The sequence below is a fragment of the Rhizobium sp. BK491 genome (assembly GCF_014194925.1).
In the GTDB taxonomy this organism is placed as follows: domain Bacteria; phylum Pseudomonadota; class Alphaproteobacteria; order Rhizobiales; family Rhizobiaceae; genus Rhizobium.
This window is the reverse complement of record NZ_JACIAR010000001.1, coordinates 117,987-133,725: the sequence shown is the minus strand read 5'-3', so window position 1 is coordinate 133,725 and position 15,739 is coordinate 117,987. Positions and strand designations below refer to the sequence as shown.

Sequence of the window (15,739 nt, the reverse complement as noted above, 5' to 3'; positions counted from 1 at the left end):
CCGCAGTTTGTCCCGCAAAGGACACCGGGATTACGGCCCCAACGAGAAAAAGCGCCAAAATGGCGCTTTTCAAAATTCCGGAAAAACCAGCTTTGCTCATATCAGTGCGGCCGTGTCACCGGGCTCGGCGCATCCGGGTGGATTTCGGCGGCCATCAGGCCTTTCTCGCCCGGTCCGAAGCGAACGAGCACCACCTGCCCCGGCCGAAGCTCGGCGAGACCGAAGCGGCGCAGCGTTTCCATGTGCACGAAGATATCCTCCGTGCCCTCGCCGCGCGTCAGGAAGCCGAAGCCCTTGGTGCGATTGAACCACTTGACCAGCGCACGCTCCAGTCCACTCGTCGCCGTCACCTGTACGTGTGTACGGACAGGCGGCATCTGCGAGGGATGTACCGCCGTCGATTGATCCATGGAGAGGATCTTGAAGGCCTGGTAGCCGCGCTCGCGGCGCTGAATCAGCGCAACAATGCGAGTTCCTTCGAGAATCGTCTGATAACCGTCACGGCGCAGACACGTCACATGCAGCAATACGTCCTGCATGCCATTGTCAGGCACGATAAAACCGAAGCCCTTGGCGACATCGAACCACTTGACGACGCCTGAGATTTCGATGAGCTCGACGGTATCGCCGGACATCTCCTCGAAGTCGACAACTCCCTTCGATGAAATTCTGTCACCCATCCTAGTCAGCCCTCGATTACGCGTCACACTGTTACGGTTAACTGATTCCCTGATATCAAGATTAACATCTTGGTAACGGAAAAGCGCAAGTCCTAGTTTTCGTTTATTCCCACCCTAAGATTATTGCTCCAAGACTTGCGCGAAGCTGGTGCCGCGATCGAAGATCCGTCCAGCTCAACATTAAGAGAGGAAATAGAATGCGTTATCTCCATACGATGGTCCGCGTCACCGATCTCGACGCCTCGTTGCATTTTTATAGCACCCTATTCGGGCTTGTCGAAACCCGCCGCTACGAAAACGAGAAAGGCCGCTATACGCTCGTTTTCCTTGCGGCCGACGAGGATGCCGAATCATCCCGCAGCAACGGCGCCCCCAGCCTGGAACTGACCTATAACTGGGACCCGGAAGAATATAGCGGAGGACGCAATTTCGGCCACCTCGCCTACGAGGTCGACGATATCTATGCGACCTGCCAGAAGCTGATGGACAACGGCATCACGATCAACCGCCCGCCCCGCGATGGTCACATGGCTTTCGTGCGCTCTCCGGACGGCATTTCGATCGAGATCCTGCAGAAGGGCGCCAATCTTCCCTCGGCCGAGCCCTGGGCTTCCATGGCCAATACCGGCTCCTGGTAAGGCCTAAGCTTTCGCGAGGCTTACGGCACGCGCGGAGCCATCCGTTTCGCGCTTGCCGCCCATGCCCATCTTCCGGCATGCTTGGACGACTCGAAGCATCATGCATCGGATATCGCGCGGTCATCGTTCCCAGTCGGCGCGTGCGATATCATCGTCCCTCGCAGGAGGCCGTTCCGATGCAAACCTTTTTGCAGGGAACGTCCTATGTGCGATCAGCAGATTTTATACGGCAGGAAGAAGCTAGCAAGCACAATTGCCGTTCTTGCCTCATTTGTGATGATTGCGGGCTGCGCGACCACGGCCAAAAAGCCAACGGAAACATCGTACATCGCGCCTGCTGTTCAGCCGACGACAGCCGAACAACTCGCGACCGATATGAACAATAAGGCCGACGCCCGGCGACGCAACGCCGACCTCGCCTATCGCGACCCGCTGGTGCATAGCGTCAACGGCACGCGCCACCAGATCGTCGCGCAGCAGAATCAGGCGCTCTATCCGGCGCCTGTGGAAACTCCCCCCGAGGGGCAAACCGGTATTGCGGGCCTGGTCACGCAGCCGACCGGCGTCAATGCGAGCAGAAGCAGCATCTTTTCCGCACCGCCGCCCATTGCCGTCAATCCGGATGGGACGCTTGCCAAGGCCGGAGCCGACGGAGCCCAGCCCATTACGCCGATGATGCGCAGTGTCTACAGCACGCCCCCGTCAGCAATGCCGACAGCGGCACCACCGGCGATGGATGCCGCCGCACCGAACGCTCGCACCTCGGCAGAGATGCTGCCGCCGCCCGTCATCCGCAATGCAACCTCGCCGGCTGCGGGTTCGCCACAGCCGATTGCCCAGGTAACGGCGTCCGGAGCGGCAGCAACGCCGACCCCAAATGTCCATGAATTGAACGGCAGACAAGCGGCCGCCCTCGCCCAATTCATCGCCTCGAAGAACCAGCCGCAGAACGGCAAGCTGCTGGTGCAGCCGGTGCAAAGCGCGACCGGGCAATAAAGAGCCTACGTTTCAAAGGATTCTTCACTGTCACTGGCAAGAGCCTGTTAAGGCTTGCTTATTCAGCGTCGGCGGCAGTTTCACTCATCTGTCATTTTTTCCACAAAAAAGCAAAATTGCCGCTTGCGGGAATGAAATCACCCCGCTATAAGCGCGCCACACAACAGCTGAACGCGCCCTTCGTCTATCGGTTAGGACGACAGATTTTCATTCTGTAAAGAGGGGTTCGACTCCCCTAGGGCGTGCCACTGTTGTTCTTCCCCCACGGCCAATCATTTTAGCTACCGCTTGCGGACGCAATAGACTATTCCTATTTACACCGCGCAGCATGCGCCCTTCGTCTATCGGTTAGGACGACAGATTCTCATTCTGTAAAGAGGGGTTCGACTCCCCTAGGGCGTACCAATCGTGCGGCTCGACGTTTTCCACAGTCGCCTCGAAAATTCTTCGCCTAGTCATGGATTTTTCTGCGATTTTTCTCGTTTTTCCGCTTGCGGGAATGAAAGGTGCTGACTATAAGGGCGCCACAGCACGCGCCCTTCGTCTATCGGTTAGGACGACAGATTTTCATTCTGTAAAGAGGGGTTCGACTCCCCTAGGGCGTGCCACTACCTCTTCCCCTTAATTTGATGTTTTTGCTCGCTAAGCGCTGTTATGCAGATGCGTATCTGGCGTGATCTGCATTACGGAGCTTTCGCCGCATCCGTGACCCGCAGCTGCACGCGGCGGCTGCCCTGCCAGTGATCGGCGCCGAGCGTGCCGGCGACGTGGATCTGCGCGCCGCGCGACGACATCAGCAGCTCACCCAAGGGGGTCTCGGTCGCACGGAAGGCGATGCCATCCACTCGGCCGCCGTCCTGCGCCTCGAGCGTAATCTTGATGTGCGACTGGCCGACGAGGCGGGAATCGCGCAGACGGTGGCTCGGAAGGGCGAAGACGGGCTGTGGATGGCCCGAGCCATAGGGACCAGCTGTCTCCAGCCTATCGATCAGCTCCACGGTCGCGCCGCTTGCGCCGAGCGCACCGTCGATCTTCAACGTTTCGTTGGCAACGAGCCCTGCTACCTGTTTCTCCGCCTTCTCCGTGAAGAAGGCGCGCAGCTTTCCGAGATTGCTTCGCTCCACCGTCAGGCCGGCCGCCATTGCATGGCCGCCGCCCTTGACCAGCAGACCGGCATCGACGGCTGCGCGCACCATGCGACCCATGTCGAAGCCGTTGATGGATCGGCCGGAGCCTGTGCCCTTGCCCATCGGATCAAAGGCGATAGCAAAGGCCGGCCGGCGGAACTTGTCCTTCAATCGTGAGGCAATCAGACCGACGATACCCGGATGCCAGTTCTCGCGCGCTGTGATGATGACGGAGGCGCCATCGCCATTGCCATATTCCGCCAGCGCCTCGGCCTCCGCCTCCTGCAGCATGGCGGCTTCCATGGCCTGCCTCTCGCGATTGAGCTCGTCGAGCTTCGCAGCGATCGTGTCGGCTTCGCCCCCATCGGCCAGCGTCAGCAGGCGTGCGCCAAGAGCGGCATCGCCGATACGGCCGCCGGCATTAATGCGCGGACCAATCAGGAAGCCGAAATGATAGGGCGTGACAGGACCATTGAGGCCCGCCTTGCGAAAGAGCGCTGCGAGCCCGAGATTGCCCTGATGGCGGGCAGCGATCAGCCCTTTGACGACATAGGCGCGGTTCAAGCCCTTCAGCGGCACGACATCGCAGACGGTCGCGAGCGCGACGATATCGAGCCAGGCAAGCAGGTCAATGGATCGCACGCGGGAATCACCCGCCTCGCGCAGCAGCCGCAGCGCCGCGACAAGAACCATGAAGACCACCCCGGCGGCACAGAGATGCCCCTGCCCCGAAAGATCGTCTTCACGGTTCGGATTGACCAGCGCGTGGCATGGAGGCAGCTCATGCGCCACCTGGTGGTGATCGATGACGACGACATCGATACCGCGTGCCTTCGCCACTTCAAGCGATTCGAAGCTGGTGGAGCCGCAATCGACCGTCACGATCAGCGTCGCGCCATTGTCGATGAGCTGGCCGATAGCGGTGGGATTAGGCCCGTAACCCTCAAAGATGCGATCGGGAATATAGATGCTGGCCGGAACGCCGAAATGGGTGAGGAAGCGATAGAGCAGCGCCGAGGAGGCTGCGCCGTCGACATCGTAGTCACCGAAGATCGCGACCGTCTCGCCCTTCCTGATCGCGTGCAGGAGCCGTCGTGCGGCCTTTTCGCAATCGGTCAGCAGATGTGGATCGGGCATCAGGCCGCGGATGGTCGGATCGAGGAAGGCCATGGCTTCGTCCTGCCCGACGCCGCGGCCGGCAAGCACGCGGGCAATCAGTTCCGGCAGGCCGTGCGTCTGCGCGATGGCGAGCGCCCTGTTCTGGCCGGCCTGGTCGAGTCGGGACACCCAGCGATTGCCTGATACCGAGCGCTCGACACCTAGAAATGCCCGCTGAACTGGATCGACCGGTTGCTCCACCATCTCTCCCGGAATTTGAGTGCGGCGTCCCTTTGAGGCACGCCGCCGCTGATCAGACTATTCTTTCGGCCGCTCGATGCGAATAACCTGCGGCTCGCCGACGAGATAGCCCTCGTTCTTGATCGAGGCAACCGCCTTACGCACCGAATCCTCCGTCGTCGCATGGGTGACGAGGATGATCGTCTGGTGATCGGATGGCGCCAGATGCTGCTTGGAGCGCTGGACGATCGATTCGAGCGAAATATGGTTTTCCGCCATGCGCGTCGCGACACTCGCAAAAACACCGGTGCGGTCAAGCACGGTCAGGCGGATGAAATAGCCGCCTTCATGGCTCTGCATCTGCGCCTTGCGGTAGGGCTCCAGCGCCTTGGCTGGATGACCAAGCACAGGTACGCGCTGCTCGCCCGGGCGGCTCTTGGCGATATCGGCGATGTCACCGAGGACGGACGAGGCCGTCGCATTGCCGCCGGCGCCGGGGCCGACCATCAGCAATTCGCCAAGGATATCGGATTCGATCGCCACGGCATTGGTGACGCCATCGACTTGGGCGATGACCGAATCGAGCGGCACCATGGTCGGATGCACGCGCTGCTCGATGCCGCTTTCGGTGCGCTGGGCGACGCCGAGCAGCTTGATGCGGTAGCCGAGATCGGCGGCGGCGCGGATATCCTCGATGGAAACGTTGGTGATCCCTTCGAGGTAGATGTCGTCGGCCGCGATGCGGTTGCCGAAGGCGAGCGTCGTCAGGATGGCGAGCTTGTGAGCCGTGTCATTGCCTTCGATATCGAAGGCCGGATCGGCCTCGGCATAACCGAGACGCTGTGCCTCCTTGAGGCAATCGCTAAAGGACAGGCCTTCCTTCTCCATCCGGGTCAGGATGTAGTTGCAGGTGCCGTTCATGATGCCATAGACGCGGGAAATCGTATTGCCCGTCAGGGATTCGCGCAGCGCCTTGATGACCGGAATGCCGCCGGCAACGGCCGCTTCGAAATTCAGCAAAGCGCCCTTCTCTTCGGCGATCTGCGCGAGTTCCACACCGTGATAGGCAAGCAGCGCCTTGTTGGCGGTGACGACATGCAGGCCGCGTGCAAGCGCCGCGCGCACCGCTGCGTTGGCCGCGCCCTCGGAACCGCCGATCAGCTCGACGAAAACGCCGATATCGGCCTTCTGTGCCAGATCGACCGGACCGCCGAACCATTCGATGCCCGTTAGATCGATGCCGCGATCCCGCGTGCGATCGCGCGCTGTGACGGCGACGATCTTGACGGGACGACCGCAGGTAACGGCAAGCTCGTTAGCGCGGCTCTGGATGATGCGGACGAGCGAGGCACCAACGGTACCCAAGCCCGCAATGCCGATTTTGAGGGCATCTACCATGGAAAATTCCTGATCAGTATTGGGACGGCAGCCGCGGAAACGGCTGCCGCACGATATTATGAACGGTGAGCGTTCAGCGAAATGACATTGTGCATCGTCTCGTCCGCGGTGGAGAGGAAGCGCTTTAGATTGCGCGCGGCCTGACGGATGCGATGCTCGTTTTCAACAAGCGCTATGCGCACGTAATCGTCGCCCTGCTCGCCGAAGCCGATGCCCGGAGCGACCGCGATGTCGGCCTTCTCAACCAGAAGCTTGGAGAATTCCAGCGAGCCGAGGTGGCGGAACTTTTCGGGAATCTTCGCCCAGGCGAACATGGTCGCCGCCGGCGGTGGCACGTCGAAGCCCGCTTTGCCGAAGCTATCGACCAGAACGTCGCGGCGCCGCTTGTAGATGTTGCGCACTTCGGCGATGTCGGAGCCATCACCGTTCAGCGCATGCGTCGCCGCCACCTGGATCGGTGTGAAGGCGCCGTAATCGAGGTAAGATTTCACACGCGTCAGCGCCGCAATCAGCCGCTCGTTGCCGACGGCAAAGCCCATGCGCCAGCCGGGCATGGAGAAGGTCTTCGACATTGAGGTGAATTCGACCGTTACGTCGATGGCGCCTGGAACCTCCAGCACCGACGGCGGCGGCGCATCGTCGAAGTAGATTTCCGAATAGGCGAGATCCGAAAGCACGATGATGTCGTGCTTCTTCGCGAAAGCGACGACTTCCTTGTAGAAATCGAGCGTCGCGACATAGGCCGTCGGGTTTGACGGGTAATTCAAAATCAGAGCCAGTGGCTTCGGGATCGAGTGGCGCACGGCCCGTTCCAGCGGCGGGAAGAAGCTATCGTCCGGCTCGACCGGGATCGAGCGGATGACGCCGCCGGCCATCAGGAAACCGAAGGCGTGGATCGGATAGGTCGGGTTCGGGCAGAGGATGACGTCGCCGGGCGCCGTGATTGCCTGCGCCATATTGGCGAAGCCTTCCTTCGAGCCGAGGGTGGCGACCACCTGCGTATCCGGATTGAGCTTCACGCCGAAACGGCGGGCATAATAGGCGGCCTGCGCACGGCGAAGGCCCGGAATGCCCTTGGAGGAGGAATAGCGATGCGTGCGCGGGTCCTGAACCACTTCGCACAGCTTGTCGACGATGGCCTTGGGGGTTGGAAGATCTGGATTGCCCATGCCGAGGTCGATAATGTCCGCCCCGCCCGCTCGCGCGCTCGCTTTCAAACGATTGACCTGTTCGAAAACGTAGGGCGGCAAACGCCGGACTTTATGAAACTCTTCCATTTCTTTCCCCATGGGACAGCGGCCCTCGAAACCGCGCTGAAGTTCGTTGCTCTCCCGGCCAGCCGCGATACGAACTTGGGACTCGCGGCGCCGTATTCATGCTATCTCGAAAGATAAGGTGAATCTTGGGCGCTTATGCACGCAAAATGCAATCCGCCGGTCAGATACATCCAAATTCGGCCTATCCGAACGCTTTGCGGCCAAATCGCCTGAAACGCAAGGCTAATTCTGCGTCTGTGCCGGCGGCGTGCCGCCCTCTTTTTGAATTTCCTGCAGCGTATCCTGGCCATGTTCGGCAGCGAGCTTGCGCATTTCGGCAACACGCCTCTGGTACTCGGCCTCGGAGATCGTGCCGGCCTTGCGCTGCGATCCAAGTGCCGTCAGCTGCTTGACCAGATCGCCAGCCTGCTGATCGTTGATCTGGACGTTTGCAGCGGTCGGCGGCGCATTGAAGGAAGGATAGCCGTCCTTGTAATATTGCTGCGTGCTGGTTTCCACCACCGGCGTACCTCTGGCGGGCTTTACGATGACAGCCTGAGGCGGCTGCTTGCGCTTGGCGAAGGCCGCCTTTTCCTCGGGCGTCGAGCAGCCCGCGAGCGTCAATGCGAGAATTCCGCACATTGCACCGCAGAGTACGGAATACCGGTTCAGTCTTGCCACCATGCCGCCGCCCATAATTGTCTTCCTGCGCTATTCCTTGCTGTGGGTTGCGACTGTTAAATTTGTCGCAGCAGCAAAGCAAGAGCAGGGTTGCGTTTCATTCGACTTGTATTCCTTTTCCCGCAAGATGTACAAATGGAAAACAAGACACGAGCTGCCGCCGGGAGGATGAGCGTGACCGACAGCAAGCGGGACAAGAATGAAGGTAATGGCGGCTTTCCCGGCTTTGATCCAAAGTCAGTCGAGCCTTACATCGTAAGGGATCCCGAAGCGATGGCCGTCAACTTTGCCCGTGCGCTGGAAAATCTCGGCAAGGCGGCCTCAGCCTGGCTTGCGCCGCGCGAGCGCGGCGAGAAGGTCGATACGGTTGCCGATCCCTTCACCGACATGGTCAAGACACTCTCCAAGGTCGGAGAGTACTGGCTTTCCGATCCCCGCCGCACACTGGAGGCGCAGACTCATCTGCTTTCCGGCTATTTCGGCCTGTGGACGAAGACCATGCAGCGCCTCAGCGGCGATTCGTCAGCCGAAGCCGAACCAGTGAAGGACAGGCGCTTTGCCGATGAGGACTGGCAGACGAATCCTTTCTTCGACTTCCTGAAGCAGACCTATCTTCTGACATCGAACTGGGCTGAAAAGTTGGTCGGAGATGCGGAAGGACTGGATGAACACACACGTCACAAGGCGGCGTTCTACACGAAGCAGATCACTGCCGCCTTCTCGCCGACCAATTTCATCGCGACGAATCCGCAGGTCTACCGCGAAACCATCGCCTCCAATGCCGAGAATCTCGTGCGCGGCATGAAGATGCTGGCGGAAGATATCAGCCTCGGCCACGGCGAGCTGCGTCTGCGGCAAACGGACATGACGAAATTCGCGGTCGGCCGCGACATGGCGCTCACTCCAGGCAAGGTCATTGCGCAGAGCGATGTCTGCCAGGTGATCCAATATGAGCCGGCGACCGACAAGGTCTTGAAACGACCGCTGCTAATCTGCCCGCCCTGGATCAACAAATTCTACATTCTCGATCTCAACCCGCAGAAATCCTTCATCAAATGGTGCGTGGAGCAGGGTCACACCGTCTTCGTCATTTCCTGGGTCAATCCCGATCAGCGGCATGCCGCCAAGGACTGGACCTCCTATGCCCGCGAAGGCATCGATTTCGCTTTGGAAACGATCGAGAAGGCGACGGGCGAGCAGGAGGTCAACGCCGTGGGCTATTGCGTCGGCGGCACGCTGCTCGCGGCGACGCTTGCCCTCCATGCCAAGGAAAAGAACAAGCGCATCCGAACGGTTACCTTCCTGACGACGCAGGTCGATTTCACCTTTGCTGGCGATCTGAAGGTTTTCGTCGACGAGGAGCAGATCGCAGCGCTCGAAGAGCAGATGAATGTGCTCGGCTATCTCGAAGGCTCGAAGATGGCGACGGCTTTCAACATGCTGCGCGCCTCCGAACTGATCTGGCCCTATTTCGTCAATAACTATCTGAAGGGGCAGGAACCCATGCCCTTCGACCTCCTGTTCTGGAATGCCGATTCGACGCGCATGGCTGCGGCCAACCATTCATTTTACCTGCGCAACTGCTACCTCAACAATGCATTGAGCCAGGGCAAAATGGTGCTCGACGGCAAGACGCTGTCGCTGAAGGACGTTCGCATCCCCGTCTACAATCTGGCGACGCGCGAAGACCATATCGCGCCGGCCAAATCGGTCTTCGTCGGCAGCCAATGTTTCGGCGGTCCGGTGGAATTCGTGGTGACGGGCTCCGGTCACATTGCCGGCGTCGTCAATCCGCCCGACAAGCACAAATACCAGTTCTGGACAGGCAGCCCGCCAACCGGCGACTATGAGGATTGGCTCGCGGAGGCAAAGGAGACGCCTGGTTCCTGGTGGCCGCATTGGCATGCCTGGATCCTCGAGCAAGATCATCGCATGACGGCTGCGCGCAAACCCGGCGGCAAGGCCCTCAATGCGCTGGAAGAAGCCCCCGGCAGCTACGTCCTGGAACGGGCGTAGGCAGTCGCCCGATTATGCAATTTCCTTCGCCTCTCGTCCCCGCTCGCCTGATTTCCCGCTACAAGCGCTTCCTCTTCGATGCCGAACTGGAGGACGGCACCTTCATCACCGGCTCCTGCCCCAATACCGGCTCGATGCTTGGTCTGACGGCGCCGGGCTCGCGAATCTGGCTCTCCGAGCACGAGGGCGCGAAGCGAAAATACCGTCATGTCTTCGAATTGATCGAAGCCGACGACACCACGGTCGGCGTCAATACCGCCATGCCAAATCGCATTGCGGCGGAAGCGATTGCGCTTGGGCAAGTCTCCGATCTCGGGGAGTACACGATGGTCAAACGCGAGCAGAATTACGGCCGCAACTCTCGCATCGACCTGCTCTTGACCGACCCTTTGCGGACAACCACCTATGTCGAGGTGAAGAACGTCCATTTCATGCGGCAGCCGGGTCTTGCAGAGTTCCCCGATACGGCGACGGCACGCGGCGCCAAGCATCTGGAAGAACTCGGCGATATGGCCGAGGCCGGTTACCGCGCCGTCATGTTGTTCGTGATCCAGCGCAATGATTGCCATCGCTTCCGCATCTGCGGTGATCTCGATCCGGTTTATGCCAAGGCTTACCATCGCGCTTTGGCGCGTGGTGTCGAAGTCTATGCGCTGAAATGCAGGGTTTCGCCGACGGAAATCGCGCCTGCCGGGTTGATCCCGATAGACGAACCCGGCATAGCTGCATTAGAACAGTTTAAGATCTCTATCGAAGGCTAGTCATGGTGAATTACATCGAAGCGGCAACGGCGCCGGCGAAGAATACGGGGGCCATCCGCATCTATGGAGAGGACGCCTTTGCCGGAATGCGCAAGGCGTGCCAACTGACCGCCCGCTGCCTCGATGAACTCGCCGCGATCGTCAAGCCCGGCGTGCCCACCGATGTCATCGACCGTTTCGTCTTCGAATTCGGCATGGATCACGGCGCTTATCCCGCGACGCTGAACTACCGCGGCTACATGAAATCCTCCTGCACGTCGATCAACCACGTCGTCTGCCATGGCATTCCCAATGACAAGCCGCTGCGCGACGGCGATATCGTCAATATCGACGTGACCTATGTGCTCGATGGCTGGCATGGCGATTCCAGCCGCATGTATCCGGTTGGCGAAATCAAGCGATCGGCCGAACGGCTTCTTGAAGTCACCTATGAATCCCTGATGCGCGGCATCGCCGCCGTTCGTCCGGGTGCCCGCACGGGCGCCATCGGCGAAGCGATCCAGACCTATGCCGAGGGCGAACGCTGCTCGGTCGTGCGTGACTTCTGCGGCCATGGCGTCGGCAGCCTCTTTCATGACTCGCCGAATATCCTCCATTACGGCCGGGTCAATGACGGCCCGGAACTGCGCGAAGGCATGATCTTCACCATCGAGCCGATGATCAATCTCGGCAAGCCGCATGTGAAAGTACTCGGCGATGGCTGGACCGCCGTCACTCGCGACCGTTCGCTGTCAGCACAATACGAACATACGGTCGGCGTCACGGCCACGGGCTGCGAAATCTTCACCCTGTCGCCCGGCGGCCTCGACCGCCCCGGCCTGCCGCCGCTGCAGGGATAATTCATGGCGAAACGGCCCGCTTCTTCCAACGGACATGGTGACATGCCCCTCGAAAGAGGCGGGAAGCCGGAGACTTTGGAAGAGGCTGCGCTGCTCGACGAGCGGCTGTTCTTCCCCCAACAGACTGTCAAGCCGGCCTCGCAGACCACAAAATCGGCCCCGGCTGGCAAATCCGCGCCGCCCAATGTCGAAGCCCATTATCATGGTCACCGCGAACGGTTGCGCAATCGCTATCGCGACGGTGGCGACGCGGCGTTGGCCGATTACGAAATCCTCGAGCTGCTGCTCTTCCGGCTGATCCCGCGTCGCGACACGAAACCCATCGCCAAGGCCTTGCTCGCCCGCTTTGGCTCGCTCGGCGGCGTATTCGGCGCGCCGGTCGGCCTGTTGACCGAGGTCAGCGGCGTCGGCGATGCGGTCGCGCTCGACCTGAAGCTGGTCGCGAGCGTCGCACAGCGCATGCTGAAGAGCGAATTGACGGGCAAGCCGGTGCTCTCCTCCTGGAAGGCGCTCATCGATTATTGCCATGCCGCCATGGCGCATGAAGCCCGCGAGCAATTCCGCCTATTGTTTCTCGACAAGCGCAATGCCCTGATCGCCGACGAGGTGCAGGGCTTCGGCACCATCGATCATACGCCGGTCTACCCGCGCGAGGTCGTCAAACGCGCACTCGAACTCTCCGCCTCGGCAGTGATTTTAGTCCACAACCACCCGTCAGGAGATCCCACTCCCTCACGCGCCGATATCGAGATGACCAAGACCATCATCGATACCGCCAAGCCCTTGGGCATCACTGTTCACGACCATGTTATCATTGGAAAAAACGGCCACGTCAGCTTCCGGGCATTGCGATTGATCTGAAATCGCCGAACGCTTCCTAAGATTTCTAGTTAAAAATGCAACCCAAACTTTTGATATATTTATTATTTTTTAAATTAGCTGACGCTTCCGATTTTTCGAAGCGGCTGTGAATCGCCAATCCCCGTCAGTTACCATTTTTCAGTTCAGCGTCAGGATCATCTGGCAGAAGGATCGCGGCTATCGCAACGGCAGGCCTGCTGGCGGAAGCTGCTGTTTTGATTTGACCAATCCGCCTCGGTGGTCGACCCGGTCCGGAGATCGCATGCAGAAGACATCGCCGACACTTGCCTCTCGCCTTCGCCGTTTTGGCCGTGGCGCGTTCGTTGCCTCGATCGGTTTTGCGGCAATCGCCGGCGGCTTCTATGCTCACATGCTCTGGACGACGAATTTCCATCCGGTCATCGCCGGCGAGCTCTACCGCTCCTCGCAGCCCTCGGCCAGCAACATCGCCGAGTTTCAGAAGCAATACGGCATCAGGACCATTATCAACCTGCGCGGCGACAATAGCGGGCACCATTGGTATGATACGGAAGTCGCCCAGGCGAAAGCGCTCAACATCGACCATATCGATTTCCACATGTCTTCGGGCCGCGAACTGACGCAGGAGCAGGCGGCCCAACTCGTCGATATCATGCGAAATGCGCCGAAGCCGATCCTCATTCACTGCCAGGCCGGAGCCGACAGAACCGGCCTGGCTTCGGCACTTTACCTTGCCGCCATTGCCAAGACGAATGAGGCTACCGCGGAGGGTCAGATGTCGATCATCTATGGTCACCTGCCGTTCTCCTTCACCCGTGCCTATGCCATGGACCGTACCTTCGAGAAGCTGGAGCCTTGGCTCGGCCTTTCAGCGTCCTGAGCGCCAAACTTCCCGTTAGATAATCTGTAACATTGAGCCGCTACCGGTTGACGGAGTGCATGTTGCATTGCGACATTGATTCCCTATTCCAGTCATCCGAGGCTTCCCGATGGACCAATTCGATCTCCTAGTCGTGGGTAGCGGCCCTGCCGGCCGCAGAGGCGCTATCCAGGCCGCCAAACTCGGCAAGAAGGTGCTCGTCGTCGAGCAAGGCAAACGGGTCGGTGGCGTTTCGGTCCACACCGGCACCATCCCTTCCAAGACGCTACGCGAAACGGCGCTGAACCTTTCGGGCTGGCGAGAACGCGGCTTCTACGGCCGCGCCTATCGCGTCAAACAGGAAATCAGCGCCGAAGATTTGCGCCGCCGCCTGCTGATCACTCTCGACCACGAGGTCGAGGTGCTTGAGCATCAGTTCGCCCGCAATCGCGTCCAGCACATCAGAGGCAAGGCAAGCTTCCTCGATCCGCAGACGATGCAGATCGTCAAGGATGATGGCGAGGTCGTCACCGTGTCCGCCGCCAGCATTCTGCTTGCAGTCGGCACCAAGCCTTTCCGTCCGGATTACATGCCGTTCGACGACAAGACGGTTCTCGACAGCGACGAACTCCTCGATATCCAGGATCTGCCGCGATCGATGGTCGTCATCGGCGCCGGCGTCATCGGCATCGAATACGCCACAATCTTCAGTGCTCTCGACACGCAAGTGACACTGATCGATCCGAAATCGACCATGCTCGATTTCATCGACAAGGAGATCGTCGAGGATTTCACCTATCAGCTTCGTGACCGCAACATGAAGCTGCTGCTCGGACAGAAGGCCGAAAAGGTGGAGCGCCTGCCGAACGGCAAGGTCGAGCTGACGCTCGACAATGGCCGCCGTCTGACCACTGACATGGTGCTGTTTGCCGCCGGCCGCATGGGTGCCACCGACACCCTTAATCTCCCCGCTGCCGGCCTCGAGGCCGATGCCCGTGGTCGCCTGAACGTCAATCCGGAAACCTTCGCCACCAAGGTTCCGCATATCTTCGCCGCCGGCGACGTCGTCGGCTTCCCGAGCCTTGCGTCCACCTCGATGGAACAGGGTCGCATCGCGGCACGCGTCGCTGTCGGCGCGATCGCCAAGGAGCCGCCGAAATACTTTCCCTACGGCATCTATGCCGTGCCGGAGATTTCCACCTGCGGCCTCTCCGAGGAAGAGGTCAAGGACCGGCACATTCCCTATGAATGCGGTATCGCCCGCTTCCGCGAGACGTCGCGCGGCCATATCATGGGCCTCGATACCGGCCTATTGAAGATGATCTTCTCGTTGAAGACACGCCGCCTGCTCGGCGTCCACATCGTCGGCGAAGGCGCCACCGAACTCGTGCACATCGGCCAGGCCGTGCTGAACCTCAAAGGCACCGTCGAATATTTCGTCGAAAACACCTTCAACTATCCGACGCTCGCGGAAGCCTACAAGATCGCCGGCCTCGACGCCTGGAACCGCATGGGCGACATCAAGTCGGAGATTTGAGCGGCTCCGTGAAACCTCACCCTAAGCGAGGCCGATGGGCCTCACTTAGGGCTTCGATCAGGGGCAGGACTTCGGCGAAGGAACAGATGCTGTATTTCGGGGATGGCAGCATGTCCGGCCAAGAAGTGCCAGCAGCGTAGAATACACCTCGTATTCCCGCCGCCTCCGCGCCCCTGACATCGGCCTCTGGATTGTCACCGACAAAAATGCAGCTTGCCGGGGCCACGCCCAGCCGTTCAGCGGCAAGCTGAAAAATTCTCGCGTCCGGCTTCCGCAGGCCGACATCCTCTGAAATGACCACGAGATCCACGGCATCTCTCAGTCCCGTGATCTCAATTTTTGCGGATTGAACGTCGCTATGGCCGTTGCTGATGATGGCCGTCTTCAAGCCGTGCCTGCGCAGCGCGGCAAGCATTTCAAGGGCGCCTATCGATGGCCGTGCGAAATGTGGGTAGCGCCTTTGAAAATCGGAAAGCAAGAGAGCTCCGCAATCGTCGCTCACACTGAGAGCAGCCGCCAACCGCGGATAAAGCTTTTGTTTGTCGACGAGACCTTCCTTCTCCAAGGCAAAGAACGTTTCTTGAAAACTCTGAAAAGTAACGCCCCTCAGTTGATCTTCAAGCCGTTTGAAGTGATCCGGCAGGAATGCCAGCAGGGCGGCGCGCCGATCGATAAGGGTTTCGTCCAGATCAAACATTGCCCCTTTAATCAAGTTCGGTCTCCTTCGCCGTTCACCGTACTAGGCTTCGGGTAGAGCCTAGGGTTCTAATGAG

General features: G+C 59.9%; 14 protein-coding genes and 3 tRNA genes. 11 read left to right on the top strand and 6 right to left on the bottom strand.

All coding sequences use genetic code 11. The features are described 5' to 3' along the window. Positions 1-101 precede the first annotated feature (101 nt). Positions 102-680 (bottom strand): cold-shock protein, encoded by a 579-nt coding sequence (locus FHX05_RS00735; protein ID WP_015339721.1) that lies wholly within the window; start codon positions 678-680, stop codon positions 102-104. Positions 681-877: 197 nt separating this feature from the next. Between FHX05_RS00735 and FHX05_RS00730 the strand changes: the two genes are divergently transcribed. The 5 genes from FHX05_RS00730 to FHX05_RS00710 all read left to right on the top strand — a co-directional run bounded on the left by FHX05_RS00730 (position 878) and on the right by FHX05_RS00710 (position 2,922). Further along, positions 878-1,318, top strand: a complete 441-nt coding sequence (locus tag FHX05_RS00730; protein WP_015339720.1) for a VOC family protein — start codon at positions 878-880, stop codon at positions 1,316-1,318. 375 nt (positions 1,319-1,693) lie between these two features. Then, on the top strand, positions 1,694-2,314 hold the full coding sequence (locus FHX05_RS00725; protein ID WP_246698822.1) for a hypothetical protein: 621 nt from the start codon (positions 1,694-1,696) through the stop codon (positions 2,312-2,314). A 173-nt stretch (positions 2,315-2,487) separates the two neighbouring features. Further along, positions 2,488-2,562: transfer RNA gene (locus FHX05_RS00720), tRNA-Glu, on the top strand. An 82-nt stretch (positions 2,563-2,644) separates the two neighbouring features. Continuing rightward, positions 2,645-2,719 (top strand) — tRNA-Glu (locus FHX05_RS00715). 128 nt (positions 2,720-2,847) lie between these two features. Further along, a tRNA-Glu gene (locus FHX05_RS00710) sits at positions 2,848-2,922 on the top strand. Between the two features lie 75 nt (positions 2,923-2,997). Here the strand turns inward: FHX05_RS00710 and recJ are convergent. The 4 genes from recJ to FHX05_RS00690 form a co-directional block, all read right to left on the bottom strand. Continuing rightward, the gene (recJ, locus tag FHX05_RS00705; RefSeq protein WP_183871155.1) at positions 2,998-4,800 is read right to left on the bottom strand and encodes a single-stranded-DNA-specific exonuclease RecJ; all 1,803 of its coding nucleotides are present in this window, start codon (positions 4,798-4,800) and stop codon (positions 2,998-3,000) included. 57 nt (positions 4,801-4,857) lie between these two features. After that, positions 4,858-6,177 carry a homoserine dehydrogenase gene (locus FHX05_RS00700; RefSeq protein WP_183870394.1) on the bottom strand — a complete coding sequence of 440 codons (1,320 nt, stop codon included), beginning with the start codon at positions 6,175-6,177 and terminating at the stop codon, positions 4,858-4,860. A gap of 56 nt (positions 6,178-6,233) precedes the next feature. After that, positions 6,234-7,454 (bottom strand): LL-diaminopimelate aminotransferase, encoded by a 1,221-nt coding sequence (locus FHX05_RS00695; protein ID WP_095434780.1) that lies wholly within the window; start codon positions 7,452-7,454, stop codon positions 6,234-6,236. Between the two features lie 222 nt (positions 7,455-7,676). Further along, a complete protein-coding gene (locus FHX05_RS00690; RefSeq protein WP_112338298.1) occupies positions 7,677-8,129 on the bottom strand; it encodes a hypothetical protein in 453 nt (150 codons plus the stop codon). Positions 8,130-8,288: 159 nt separating this feature from the next. Here FHX05_RS00690 and phaC point away from each other — a divergent pair, with 159 nt between their 5' ends. The 6 genes from phaC to sthA all read left to right on the top strand — a co-directional run bounded on the left by phaC (position 8,289) and on the right by sthA (position 14,966). Beyond that, the gene (gene phaC / locus FHX05_RS00685; protein ID WP_183870393.1) at positions 8,289-10,130 is read left to right on the top strand and encodes a class I poly(R)-hydroxyalkanoic acid synthase; all 1,842 of its coding nucleotides are present in this window, start codon (positions 8,289-8,291) and stop codon (positions 10,128-10,130) included. Positions 10,131-10,144: 14 nt separating this feature from the next. Then, the gene (gene sfsA, locus FHX05_RS00680) at positions 10,145-10,891 is read left to right on the top strand and encodes a DNA/RNA nuclease SfsA (RefSeq protein ID WP_183870392.1); all 747 of its coding nucleotides are present in this window, start codon (positions 10,145-10,147) and stop codon (positions 10,889-10,891) included. 2 nt (positions 10,892-10,893) lie between these two features. Further along, positions 10,894-11,730: a type I methionyl aminopeptidase gene (gene map, locus FHX05_RS00675; protein WP_183870391.1), complete on the top strand. Its 837-nt coding sequence runs from the start codon at positions 10,894-10,896 to the stop codon at positions 11,728-11,730. A gap of 42 nt (positions 11,731-11,772) precedes the next feature. Beyond that, complete coding sequence (gene radC / locus FHX05_RS00670; protein ID WP_246698821.1) at positions 11,773-12,591, top strand: DNA repair protein RadC; 819 nt, start codon at positions 11,773-11,775, stop codon at positions 12,589-12,591. A 262-nt stretch (positions 12,592-12,853) separates the two neighbouring features. Then, on the top strand, positions 12,854-13,450 hold the full coding sequence (locus FHX05_RS00665) for a dual specificity protein phosphatase family protein (protein ID WP_112401101.1): 597 nt from the start codon (positions 12,854-12,856) through the stop codon (positions 13,448-13,450). 109 nt (positions 13,451-13,559) lie between these two features. Further along, positions 13,560-14,966 carry a Si-specific NAD(P)(+) transhydrogenase gene (sthA, locus tag FHX05_RS00660; protein ID WP_183870390.1) on the top strand — a complete coding sequence of 469 codons (1,407 nt, stop codon included), beginning with the start codon at positions 13,560-13,562 and terminating at the stop codon, positions 14,964-14,966. 16 nt (positions 14,967-14,982) lie between these two features. Here the strand turns inward: sthA and FHX05_RS00655 are convergent, their stop codons facing one another. Beyond that, positions 14,983-15,678 carry an HAD family hydrolase gene (locus tag FHX05_RS00655; protein ID WP_183870389.1) on the bottom strand — a complete coding sequence of 232 codons (696 nt, stop codon included), beginning with the start codon at positions 15,676-15,678 and terminating at the stop codon, positions 14,983-14,985. Between the last annotated feature and the right edge of the window lie 61 nt (positions 15,679-15,739).